At 71.0% G+C, this 11976-nt stretch carries 10 protein-coding genes and 1 rRNA gene; 3 read left to right on the top strand and 8 right to left on the bottom strand.

Annotated elements, in window-relative coordinates:
* Positions 1-69: 69 nt before the first annotated feature.
* A 16S ribosomal RNA gene (locus AC0VYN_RS02040) occupies positions 70-1595 on the bottom strand.
* Between the two features lie 848 nt (positions 1596-2443).
* Between AC0VYN_RS02040 and trpS the strand changes: the two genes are divergently transcribed.
* On the top strand, positions 2444-3469 hold the full coding sequence (trpS, locus tag AC0VYN_RS02035; RefSeq protein WP_475534526.1) for a tryptophan--tRNA ligase: 1026 nt from the start codon (positions 2444-2446) through the stop codon (positions 3467-3469).
* Here the strand turns inward: trpS and AC0VYN_RS02030 are convergent.
* Complete coding sequence (locus AC0VYN_RS02030; RefSeq protein WP_475534525.1) at positions 3409-4425, bottom strand: GlxA family transcriptional regulator; 1017 nt, start codon at positions 4423-4425, stop codon at positions 3409-3411. The genes trpS and AC0VYN_RS02030 overlap by 61 nt on opposite strands.
* Before the next feature lie 75 nt (positions 4426-4500).
* Between AC0VYN_RS02030 and AC0VYN_RS02025 the strand changes: the two genes are divergently transcribed.
* Positions 4501-5085: a cysteine hydrolase family protein gene (locus AC0VYN_RS02025; protein WP_475534524.1), complete on the top strand. Its 585-nt coding sequence runs from the start codon at positions 4501-4503 to the stop codon at positions 5083-5085.
* A gap of 59 nt (positions 5086-5144) precedes the next feature.
* Here the strand turns inward: AC0VYN_RS02025 and proC are convergent, their stop codons facing one another.
* From proC to AC0VYN_RS01995, 6 genes are all read right to left on the bottom strand, one after another.
* Positions 5145-5957 (bottom strand): pyrroline-5-carboxylate reductase, encoded by an 813-nt coding sequence (gene proC / locus AC0VYN_RS02020; RefSeq protein WP_475537060.1) that lies wholly within the window; start codon positions 5955-5957, stop codon positions 5145-5147.
* 178 nt (positions 5958-6135) lie between these two features.
* Complete coding sequence (locus AC0VYN_RS02015; RefSeq protein ID WP_475534523.1) at positions 6136-6930, bottom strand: ABC transporter permease; 795 nt, start codon at positions 6928-6930, stop codon at positions 6136-6138.
* Complete coding sequence (locus tag AC0VYN_RS02010) at positions 6927-7850, bottom strand: ABC transporter ATP-binding protein (protein WP_475534522.1); 924 nt, start codon at positions 7848-7850, stop codon at positions 6927-6929. Before AC0VYN_RS02010 ends, AC0VYN_RS02015 begins: the two co-directional genes overlap by 4 nt.
* 32 nt (positions 7851-7882) lie before the next feature.
* Positions 7883-8674 (bottom strand): class I SAM-dependent methyltransferase, encoded by a 792-nt coding sequence (locus AC0VYN_RS02005; RefSeq protein ID WP_475534521.1) that lies wholly within the window; start codon positions 8672-8674, stop codon positions 7883-7885.
* A 113-nt stretch (positions 8675-8787) separates the two neighbouring features.
* Entirely contained in the window at positions 8788-9306 is a 519-nt protein-coding gene (locus AC0VYN_RS02000) for an EamA/RhaT family transporter (protein ID WP_475534520.1), read from the bottom strand.
* A 44-nt stretch (positions 9307-9350) separates the two neighbouring features.
* A complete protein-coding gene (locus AC0VYN_RS01995; protein WP_475534519.1) occupies positions 9351-9683 on the bottom strand; it encodes an SH3 domain-containing protein in 333 nt (110 codons plus the stop codon).
* A gap of 194 nt (positions 9684-9877) precedes the next feature.
* Here AC0VYN_RS01995 and AC0VYN_RS01990 point away from each other — a divergent pair, with 194 nt between their 5' ends.
* Complete coding sequence (locus tag AC0VYN_RS01990; RefSeq protein ID WP_475534518.1) at positions 9878-11968, top strand: serine/threonine-protein kinase; 2091 nt, start codon at positions 9878-9880, stop codon at positions 11966-11968.
* Positions 11969-11976: the final 8 nt, after the last annotated feature.

Genomic DNA, 11976 nt, shown 5'->3' with positions numbered 1-11976 from the left:
CCAGCATCAGACATTCGCTGATGTACTGGCCTCTGAACCAGGCAAGCCCGGTTAAGAAGTGCTCCTTAGAAAGGAGGTGATCCAGCCGCACCTTCCGGTACGGCTACCTTGTTACGACTTCGTCCCAATCGCCAGTCCCACCTTCGACAGCTCCCTCCCACAAGGGGTTGGGCCACCGGCTTCGGGTGTTACCGACTTTCGTGACGTGACGGGCGGTGTGTACAAGGCCCGGGAACGTATTCACCGCAGCAATGCTGATCTGCGATTACTAGCGACTCCGACTTCATGGGGTCGAGTTGCAGACCCCAATCCGAACTGAGACCGGCTTTTTGAGATTCGCTCCACCTCGCGGTATCGCAGCTCATTGTACCGGCCATTGTAGCACGTGTGCAGCCCAAGACATAAGGGGCATGATGACTTGACGTCGTCCCCACCTTCCTCCGAGTTGACCCCGGCGGTCTCCCGTGAGTCCCCAGCACCACAAGGGCCTGCTGGCAACACGGGACAAGGGTTGCGCTCGTTGCGGGACTTAACCCAACATCTCACGACACGAGCTGACGACAGCCATGCACCACCTGTACACCGACCACAAGGGGGGCACTATCTCTAATGCTTTCCGGTGTATGTCAAGCCTTGGTAAGGTTCTTCGCGTTGCGTCGAATTAAGCCACATGCTCCGCCGCTTGTGCGGGCCCCCGTCAATTCCTTTGAGTTTTAGCCTTGCGGCCGTACTCCCCAGGCGGGGCACTTAATGCGTTAGCTGCGGCACGGACAACGTGGAATGTTGCCCACACCTAGTGCCCACCGTTTACGGCGTGGACTACCAGGGTATCTAATCCTGTTCGCTCCCCACGCTTTCGCTCCTCAGCGTCAGTATCGGCCCAGAGATCCGCCTTCGCCACCGGTGTTCCTCCTGATATCTGCGCATTTCACCGCTACACCAGGAATTCCGATCTCCCCTACCGAACTCTAGCCTGCCCGTATCGACTGCAGACCCGGGGTTAAGCCCCGGGCTTTCACAACCGACGTGACAAGCCGCCTACGAGCTCTTTACGCCCAATAATTCCGGACAACGCTTGCGCCCTACGTATTACCGCGGCTGCTGGCACGTAGTTAGCCGGCGCTTCTTCTGCAGGTACCGTCACTTTCGCTTCTTCCCTGCTGAAAGAGGTTTACAACCCGAAGGCCGTCATCCCTCACGCGGCGTCGCTGCATCAGGCTTTCGCCCATTGTGCAATATTCCCCACTGCTGCCTCCCGTAGGAGTCTGGGCCGTGTCTCAGTCCCAGTGTGGCCGGTCGCCCTCTCAGGCCGGCTACCCGTCGTCGCCTTGGTGAGCCATTACCTCACCAACAAGCTGATAGGCCGCGGGCTCATCCTGCACCGCCGGAGCTTTCGAACGTCACAGATGCCTGTGACGGTCAGTATCCGGTATTAGACCCCGTTTCCAGGGCTTGTCCCAGAGTGCAGGGCAGATTGCCCACGTGTTACTCACCCGTTCGCCACTAATCCCCACCGAAGTGGTTCATCGTTCGACTTGCATGTGTTAAGCACGCCGCCAGCGTTCGTCCTGAGCCAGGATCAAACTCTCCGTGAATGTTTACTCGGCCAGTGAATTAACACCGCCGGTGCGACACACACGGGAGCGGAACAGTCGGAGGAATGATCCGACCGTTCACAGCGTCCTCGCTGTGTTTTTTCAAAGGAACCTCGTCCCAGCCTGACGGCCGGAGACGGGGTATCAACATATCTGGCGTTGACTTTTGGCACGCTGTTGAGTTCTCAAGGAACGGACGCTTCCTTTGTACTCACCCTCTCGGGCTTTCCTCCGGGCGCTTCCCTTCGGTCTTGCGTTTCCGACTCTATCAGATCCTTTTCCGATCCGATTTCCTCGGTGCTTTCCAGGTTCCCGCTTTCGCGTTTCCCTTTCCGGCGGTTCCGACTCTATCAGATCCTTTCGGGCCTGATTCCCAGTCAGAGGGGGTTGACTTCCCGGCTGTTGGGCCGTTCCGACGAGGTGAGACTCTAGCGGATTCCCGACTCCCGAGCTAATCGGGGGCCGCGTCCTTTCGAACGTGGATTCCTCATTCCGTAAATACGCGCGCCAATAACACGACGACGCCGACAGCGCGACTGATCGTCGAGGAGTGGTTGGTACTTGCGGAATCGCTGTCCGGGGACCGACCGGAGTCGGCGCTCACGTCGGACAACTCGGAGCACACTACGGATGCGGGCAGGTCGTGTCAACTCGGAGGCGAAGTGCCTGCCAGAGGCGTAGCTTGGGGGCGTGATGACGCGTACGTGCAACCAGTTCTGGTGGGCCGCCTGACGGCGGCCCGTACTCACGTAGGCATGTGACGGCCGCCGCTTCGGCGGCCGTTCTCGTATCTCCCTCCAGGAGGGGCGGCCGGCGGGTGGCGGCGGCCCTGACCAGGAGGTGGAGAGATGACACGAGTGTTCAGTGGGGTCAAGCCGACCGGAAACCTGACGCTGGGGAACTACCTGGGCGCCCTGCGGCGGTGGGCCGCGGAGGACCAGCACCGGTCGGACGCGCTGTTCTGCGTCGTCGACCTGCACGCGCTGACCGTGGGCCACGATCCGGCACGGGTGCGCCGGCTCAGCCGGCAGGCGGCCTCGCTGCTGCTGGCGGCTGGGCTGGATCCGGAGTTGTGCACCGTGTTCGTCCAGAGTCACGTGGACGAACACGCGCGGCTGTCGTACCTGCTGGAGTGCGTGGCCACGGACGGTGAGATGCGCCGGATGATCCAGTACAAGGAGAAGGCCGCGCGGGAGAGAGAGCGGGGCGGGAGCGTGCGGCTGTCGTTGCTGACGTATCCCGTGCTGATGGCGGCCGACATCCTGGCGTACGGGACGGACGAGGTGCCGGTGGGGCACGACCAGACGCAGCACGTGGAGCTGGCCCGGGATCTGGCGGTGCGGTTCAACCAGCGGTACGGGCACACGTTCGTGGTGCCGCGGGCCACGAATCCGGCGGTGGCGGCCCGGGTGATGAACCTTCAGGAGCCGGACTCGAAGATGGGCAAGAGCGATGACGTCGGGCCGGGGATCGTCTATCTGCTGGACGAGCCGGACGTGGTGCGGAAGAAGGTCATGCGGGCAGTGACCGACAGCGGGCGCGAGGTCGTGTACGACCGGGAGGGGCGGCCGGGGCTCGCGAACCTGCTGGAGATCCTCGCCGCGTGCACGGGTGCGGAGCCGGAGGTACTGGCCGGGGGGTACGACTCGTACGGCGCGCTGAAGAAGGACGTCGCGGAGGCCGTGGTCGAGGTGCTGCGGCCGTTGCGAACGCGGCACCGGGAGCTGTGCGCGGATCCCGGGTACGTCGAGGGGGTGCTGCGGGAGGGTGCGGAGAAGGCGCGGGCGATGGCCCGGCCGACCGTGGACGCGGCCTACCGGGCGATCGGCCTGCTGCCGCCGGTGTCGGACACCGTGGTGAACGCGGCGCGGTAGGCGCGGGGGCTGGTGGCGAGGCGCGATGCGAAGTGCTGGCGCATCGTGACCTCGCTGCCGAAGCCTGCCCTGCGGGCGATATCGGGCATGGGCAGGTCGGTGCGCTCCAGGAGTTTCTGGGCGGCGGCGATGCGCTGGTCGAGGAGCCAGCGCAGCGGGGTGGTGCCGGTGGCCGCCGTGAAGTGGCGGGCGAAGGAGCGCGGGGACATGCCGGCGCGGGCGGCCAGTCCGGCGACGGTCAGGGGCTCGTGGAGATGGCGCAGGGCGTGCTCGCGGACGGCGGCCAGGGCGTCGGCGTCACGGTCGGTGCGCGGGGTGGGGTGCTCGATGAACTGGGCCTGGGTGCCGGTCCGGAAGGGGGCGGTGACCATCGAGCGGGCGATGGTGGCCGCGGCCTCGGCGCCGTGGGCCAGGCGGACCAGGTGCAGGCAGAGGTCGATTCCGGCCGCGGTGCCGGCCGCGGTCCAGAGGTTGTCGTCCTCGATGAAGAGGGCGTCGGGGACGACGGTGACGCGGGGGTGGTGGGTGCGCAGGAGGTCGATCAGTCGCCAGTGGGTGATGGCGCGACGGCCGTCGAGGAGGCCCGCCTGGGCGAGGGTGAACGCGCCGCCGCACAGGGCCGCGACGGTGGTGCCGCGGGTGTGCGCGCGGCGGAGGGCGGTGAGGACCGGGGCGGGGGCCGGGGTGAGGTGGTCGTCGAGGCCGGGGACCACGACGAGGTCGGCGTCGTCCAGCCAGTCGAGGGGGCGGTCGGGGTGGAGGGCGAGGCCGCCGCGCATCGGGACGGCTGTGGTGCCGTCGGCGGCGACCCGGCGCAGGTCGAAGGCGGGGGCGCCGCGGTCGGTGCGGTCGGTGCCCCAGACCTCGGTGATGACGGAGACGTCGAAGGCCCGGATGCCGGGGAAGGCGACGAGGGCGACGCGGTAGGGGGCCTGGACGGTGGCCTGGGCTGCCATGAGTGGCAGTAAACCATCGATCGCCGACTTCTGTACCTCTGGGGAGCGTGGCCGTCCGGCGGCACGATCGTGGGCATGGACATCGCAGAGAACGCGGCGCTGGTGGTTGTGGACGTGCAGAAGGGCTTCGAGGAGCTCGCCTTCTGGGGGACGCGCAACCACCCTGCGGCGGACGACAACATCGCCGCCCTCCTCGACGTGTGGCAGGCGACCGGGCGGCCGGTCGTCTTCGTGCGGCACGACTCGGTCAAGGAGGGGTCGCCGTTGCGGACCGGGTACGAGGGCAACGGCTTCAAGGAGTACGTGGAGCAGCGGCGCGGCAAGGGGAGCGGAGCCGAGCTGCTGGTCACGAAGACCGTGAACTCGGCCTTCCTCGGGACGCCGGACCTGGGGGCGTGGCTCCGGGAACAAGGGATCGGCCAGGTCGTGCTGGCCGGGATCCAGACGAACATGTGCGTCGAGACGACGGCACGGATGGGCGGGAACCTCGGCTACGACGTGCTGGTCGCGTTCGACGCGACGTACACCTTCGACCTGGAGGGGCCCTTCGGCTGGCGGCAGAGCGCGGACGAGCTGGCGCGGGCGTCGGCGGTCTCGCTGCACGGAGGCGGGTTCGCGCGGGTGGTGACGACGGGGGACGTGGTGGCCGCGACGGAGTGAGCGCGGCTGCCACCATAGTGGGGGGCAGCCGCGGTGCCAGCTCTCCGACTTCGTCCGGGTCAGTCCTTGGTGCCGGAGGCGAGTTCTCGGCTGCGGTCGCGGGCGGCTTCCAGGGCGGCGATGAGGGCCGCTCGGACGCCGTGGTTCTCGAGTTCGCGGATGGCGTTGATGGTGGTGCCGGCGGGGGACGTGACGTTCTCCCGCAGCTTGACCGGGTGTTCGCCGCTGTCGCGGAGCATCTTCGCGGCGCCGATCGCGGACTGGACGATCAGGTCGTGGGCCTTGTCGCGGGGCAGGCCCAGGAGGATGCCGGCGTCGGTCATGGCTTCGACCAGGTAGAAGAAGTAGGCCGGGCCGGAGCCGGAGAGGGCGGTGCAGGCGTCCTGCTGGTTCTCGGGGACGCGGAGGGTCTTGCCGACGGCGCCGAAGATCTCCTCGGCGTGGGCCAGGTGGGCCGCGGTGGCGTGGGTGCCGGCGGAGATGACGGACATGGCCTCGTCCACGAGGGCGGGGGTGTTCGTCATGACGCGGACGACCGGGGTGCCGGCGGCGAGGCGCTCCTCGAGGAAGGAGGTCGGGATGCCCGCGGCGCCGCTGATGACCAGGCGGTCGGTGGGGATGTGCGGGGCCAGTTCGTCGAGGAGGGTGCCCATGTCCTGCGGCTTGACCGTGAGGATCAGGGTGTCGGCGTTCTTGGCGGCCTCGGCGTTGGTGACCGGGGTGACTCCGTAGCGGGCGCGGAGTTCGTCGGCCCGTTCCGGGCGGCGGGCGGTGACCAGGAGGTCGGCCGGGGACCAGCCGGAGCCGATCATCCCGCTGAGCAGGGCTTCGCCGATCTTGCCGGTGCCGAGGACTGCGACTTTCTGGGTCATGGCGGTGGTGCCCTCCGGAGGGTGCGCGTTGGCCTCGGTCATCCTCGCATTCAGGGTGGCCGGGGAGGGGGCGGCGTCCAGTCCGCGGGACGTGGGTGGGGGTTGGTTTCGCCTCCGCCGCCCTTCCCGTCCCCGCTCGGCCCGGAGGGCCTCGTCCTCGGACGCCGGACGGGCCGCGCTATGCCGTGCGGCGCTTCAGGGTCGCCGCGCCCAGGGCCAGGACCAGGAGGGCGCAGCCGGCCACGATCAGGACGTCCCGGACGAAGGTGGCCGTCATGTCGGTGTGGCGCAGGACCTCGTTCATGCCGTCGACGGCGTAGGACATCGGCAGGACGTCGGAGACGGCCTCGAGGGCCGGGTGCATGCGGTCGCGCGGGGTGAACAGGCCGCAGAGGAGGAGCTGGGGGAAGATCACCGCCGGCATGAACTGGACCGCCTGGAATTCGGAGGCCGCGAAGGCCGAGACGAAGAGGCCGAGTGCGGTGCCCAGGAGGGCGTCGAGGAGGGCGACCAGGAGCAGGAGCCAGGGGCTGCCGGTCACGTCGAGGCCGAGGAACCAGACCGCCAGGCCCGTCGCCAGGGCCGACTGGACGATCGCGAGGGCGCCGAAGGCGAGGGCGTAGCCGGCGATGAGGTCGCCCTTGCCCAGGGGCATGGCGAGGAGGCGTTCGAGGGTGCCGGAGGTGCGCTCGCGCAGCGTCGCGATGGACGTGACCAGGAACATCGTGATCAGCGGGAAGATCCCCAGCAGGGAGGCGCCGATGTTGTCGAAGGTGCGCGGGCTGCCGTCGAAGACGTAGCGGAGCAGGAACAGCATCAGGCAGGGGATCACCAGGAGCAGCGCGATCGTGCGGGGGTCGTGGGCCAGCTGGCGCAGGACGCGGGCCGCGGTGGCGGTGGTGCGGGAGAGCTTCAGGGGGCGGGTGGGGGCCGGGGGCGGCGTGGTCCGCGCGGTGGGCGTGGTGGTGGTCATCGCGTGGTCTCCTTCGTGCGGGCTGCCGCCGTCGCCTCGTCCACCAGGTGCAGGAAGGCCTCCTCGACGGTCTCCGTGTCCGTGCGGGCGCGCAGGGCGTCGGGGGTGTCGTCGGCGAGGAGCGTGCCGTCGCGCATCAGCAGAAGGCGGTGGCAGCGCTCGGCCTCGTCCATGACGTGGGAGGAGACGAGGAGGGTGGTGCCGCGCTCGGCGGCGAGGGAGTGGAAGAGGGTCCACAGGTCGCGGCGGAGTACGGGGTCGAGGCCGACGGTGGGTTCGTCGAGGACCAGGAGCTCGGGGGCGCCGAGGAGGGCGACGGCCAGGGAGACGCGGCTGCGCTGGCCGCCGGAGAGGTTGCCGGCCAGGGCGTCGGCGTGGGTGGTGAGGTCGACGTCGGCGACGGCCCGGGTGACGTTCTCGCGGCGGCGGCCCGAGGAGGCGCGGCCGGGGTCGAGTATCGCGGCGAAGTAGTCGAGGTTCTGGCGGACGGTGAGGTCGTCGAAGACGGACGGGGCCTGGGTGACGTAGCCGATGCGGGTGCGCAGGCCGGGGTGGCCGTCGGGGCGGCCGAGGACGTCGAGGGTGCCGGTGACCTTGGCCTGGGTGCCGGCGATCGCCCGCATGAGGGTGGACTTGCCGCAGCCGGAGGGGCCGAGGAGGCCGGTGATCCGGCCGCGCGGGACGGTGAAGCCGAGGCCGCGCAGGACGGTGCGGGTGCCGCGGACGACGGTGAGGTCCTCGGCGTGGACGGCGGGGGCGGCGGGGGTGGTCCGGGGGGCGGCGGGCGCGGTCTCGTGGCCGGGGTCCGTCGCCCCGCCGGGGGTGGCCCCGTGGCCGGGGATGGCACCGGCGTCCGGGGAGGCGCCGGCGTCGTAGGTGGCCGTCCGGTCGTCGGGAGGGCGGGACGAGTAATTCATCATGTGATGAATAGTGCTCCCGCCCTCCTGTCGCGTCAAGCGGCCGCGGGCGTCCTGGCGAGCAGCAGCACGACGACGTACGTCTCCTCGACGATCCCGTCCGGGAAGACGGCCAGGAGGTGCTCCCGCTCCTCGGCCAGGAACGCCGCGCTGCGGTCCTCGCCGTGGGTCAGGAAGACCGAGTGGCTGGCGATGTTGGCCAGGTGCGTGTCCAGCGGGACGCTGCGGCTCCAGCGGACCTCGCGGCGGGTGAAGGCCAGCCGGCCGGAGGGGTCGGCGACGCGGGCGTCGACGTTCCGTTGCTCGGCGGAGACGTCCAGGCCGAACCGCCGCCGCGTGCGCTCGTTCGCCGCGGCGATCCACGGCACGTCGGGGGCGTCGGTGTTCCACCACAGCGCCAGCGCCCCGCCGGGACGCAGCACGCGCAGCGCCTCCGGGACGGACCGGGCGGGGTCGATCCAGTGCCAGGCCTGGGCGTAGGTGAGCAGGTCGAAGCGGTGGTCGGCGAGGGGAAGGGCGTTGCCGTTGCCGCGGACCACCGGCACCTCGGGGAGGCCGCGGCGGAACTCGGCCGCCATGCCCCCGCCGGGCTCGACGGCGAGCACGTCGGCGCCGTGTTCGCGCAGGCGGGCGGTGGCGATGCCCGTACCGGCGCCGACGTCCGCGACGCGGGAGCCGGCCAGGCGGCGGCCGGACAACTCCTCGATCGCCTCGAAGAGGGCGGGCGGGTAGGAGGGACGGGCGGCGGCGTACTGGGCCGCGGCGGCGTTGAAGGAGTGGGCGCGGGCGGCGTGGCCGGCCGGCGGGTCGACCCTGGGTGACGTCATACGGCCATGGTCGGCCGGTGACCGCCGGGCGCGGGGGTCTTTTCCGCGGGGGAAGCCCGTCGAGAGACGGCGGACGAGCCGGGAGAGGGGAGCGCGCGGCCCGCCGGGACGGGCTAGGAGCGGCGCTTCTTCGACGGGTTCCGCGAACGGCGGGTGCTGCGCTTCTCGTACTCCTCGCGGGCCCTGTCGTACTCGGCGCGGTGGAGCCGCTCGCCGGGGGCCTCGGTGAGGGTACGGAAGAAGTAGGCCAGGAGCGTGCCGACGAAGCCGATGGCCAGCAGGCCGCGCAGGGACGCCTGGCGGTCGGGGTCGGGGCGGCCGGAGAAGCCGGACCAGGTGTGCCGGAACGCCAGGGCACTGCAGACCGCGAACATCACGACCATCAGCAGCGACACGAAACCGCCGACGTCCGCGATCCGGAGGCCGTCGTAGGCGACGCGGAGGACGAAGCAGGCGGCGGCGGCCACGACGAGGGAGCCGACGGCCAGGCCGGCCCGGCGGGCGGCGTAGCCGTTGTCGTGGTTCACCCAGGTCGTGCCGAAGAACCGGAGAGGTTCGGGGCGGGGACCGGCGGGGGGCGTGGAGCCCGCGGGGGTGTCCGGGATGCCGTTCGTGCCGTTCTCTGCGCTCACGGAACGATTATGGCGCCGGACGTGGCCGCGGGCTCCGGGTGGGCTCAGGAGCAGCGGGACGCGACGTAGCCGTCGCTGCCGGTGCGCACGTACGTGTCGGACACGTATCCGTTGCCGATGTTGTCCCAGATGGCGCTGGTGCCGTACGGGCCCGTCACCGTCGTGCCCGGCCGCTGGCAGTGGATCGGGACGCGCGCCCCCTCCGCCAGGACCCGCACGATGCCGTAGCCGGTGCCGGGCCCGCTGCGGACGTTGAGACGGACGCCCGGGGCGACCGGGTAGTACGTGACGGCCGCCGCGGTCACCGCCACCGTCGTGATGACGGCGTCCGTGCCGCCGTCGGTCTCTTCCAGGTGGTCGGCGTGACCGGCAGTCATGATGTCCTCCCCCGTCGGACCCGCGCGTGCCGCGGGGTCCGGTCCGTTTCCGCCGTGACGACCGTCCGGAACAAGCCGCCACACACGAGTTCGCGACTCGCACGCGGAGGCTAGCAAGCCGCCTCGGCCCGCAACGAGTCATCGACTAGGCTCCGAGCGTCGCGCGCGCACAGGAACAGCACGGGGGTGGTCCCATGGCGCCACGGGTGAACGACGGAGCGGGCGCGGAAGCGGAACTTCCGGAATATGCCGGTCACTACCGTCTGGATTCCTGTCTGGGCTCGGGCGGCATGGGCGTCGTGCACGTGGCCCGCAGCACCTCCGGGATGAAGCTCGCGGTGAAGGTCGTCCACGCCCGGTACGCCACGGACCCCGAGTTCCGGGGAAGGTTCCGGCAGGAGGTGGCCGCGGCGCGGCGGGTGAGCGGCGCCTTCACCGCGCCGGTCGTGGATGCCGACCCGGAGGCCGAACGGCCCTGGATGGCCACCCTGTTCATCCCCGGCCCGACCCTCTCGGAGCAGGTGAAGCGGAACGGCCCCATGGATCCCTCCCAGTTGCGCCGGCTGATGGCCGGACTCGCGGAGGCGCTGCGGGACATCCACCGGGTCGGGGTCGTTCACCGGGACCTTAAACCCAGCAACGTGCTGCTCGCCGAGGACGGACCGAAGGTCATCGACTTCGGCATCTCCCGGCCGAAGGACAGCGAACTGCGCACCGAGACCGGCAAGTTGATCGGTACGCCGCCGTTCATGGCGCCCGAGCAGTTCCGGCGGCCCCGGGAGGTGGGCCCGGCGGCCGACGTCTTCGCCCTCGGGTCGCTGATGGTGCACGCGGCGACCGGGCGCGGTCCCTTCGACTCGGACAGCCCGTACGTCGTCGCCTACCAGGTCGTGCACGACGAGCCCGACCTGACGGGTGTGCCGGAGACGCTCGCGCCGCTGGTGCTGCGGTGCCTGGCCAAGGAGCCGGACGAGCGGCCCACGCCGGACGAGCTGATGCGGGAGCTGCGGTCGGAGGCGGCGGCGTACGACACGCAGACCTTCGTGCCGGCGCCCCCGGCCGAGGAGGCGGAGACGCCGGAGCCCCGGCCGGCCGGGCCCGCGGCGCGGCCCGCACGCCGCCTGGGCCGGCGGACGGCGCTGTTGGCCGGGGTGCTCTGCCTCGCCGTGCTCGGCGGACTCGCCGCGCTCCAGTGGGCCGGCGGTTCCGAGGCGGCGCGGGAGCCCGCCGCCGCGCAGGAGGCGACGGGCGGCTTCGGCGCGTGGGAGACGGAGGCGGCCCCGCGGGGCGGAACGCCCCAGTGCTCGTACGGGGCGGGCCGGCTGGTGTGCGGCCGGCCGGGGACGGTCTTCGCCCTCGATCCGGCCGACGGCCGCACGCTGTGGCGGCACGGCGTCGCGGGGACGACGCGCAGCGAACCGCCGGTCGTGTCGGGCGGACTGGTCCAGCCCTCGCTCGATCTGATCGGCGACCTTGAGGCCCTCGACCCCGCCACGGGCGAGGTGACCTGGCACACGGAGCCGCCCGAGTACGCCGGAGTGCGGAGCGCGGGCGGCATGCTCCTGCTCACCGCCGCCGACGGGCAGGTCACCGGCGTGGACAGCGCCTCGGGCGAGACCGCCTGGACGCACCGGATCGCCGGGCAGTCCGTGCCGTACTTCACCTCCTTCGCCGACGACGCGACGGCCTACGCGACGAGCGCGTCGGACGACGGGTCCCGGACCCGGGTGACCGCGGTGGACCCGGCGACGGGGAACGTGCGGTGGGAGGCCGGCCTCGAGGGGGCGCTGACCGCGGTGGGTGCCGCGGACGGGTCCGTGTACTTCCTCGCCGGCGGCGAGGTCTACGGGGACGCGGTCGCCGTGGTGCGCTACACGCCCGGCACCGGGGCGACCCGCCGGGTCCGGCTGCCCGTCCCCGTCGCCCAGGCGCAGGCCGGCGTGCACGGGGACACCGTGCACCTCATGGGCGCGGGCGGTTCGCTGGTGGCCGTCGACATGGCCGCGGGCAGGCAGCGGTGGCGGCTGGAGTCCGGGGTGAGCCGGGGCTCGACGCCCGTCTCCGACGGACGGCACGTGTACGTCACCGTCCCCGACGGGCGGCTCCTCGCGGTCGACGCCCGCACGGGCAGGCTGCTCGGGCAGACCCGGCCTCGGTTCGGCGCCGAGTCCGACCGTGTGCCCGCCTCGCTGCCCACGCCGGTGCTCGCGGGCGGGCACGTCTACGCCGGTGCGCCGGACGGCACCGTGTTCGGCGTGGACGGGCGGAACCCGGCCGCCTGGTAGCCGGGCCC

Source organism: Streptomyces sp. 63XJN7_1_ISO-PGPR-S23-121 (assembly GCF_056173025.1).
Note: the sequence above shows the minus strand (reverse complement) of the source record. Positions and strands in the feature narration are given on the sequence as shown.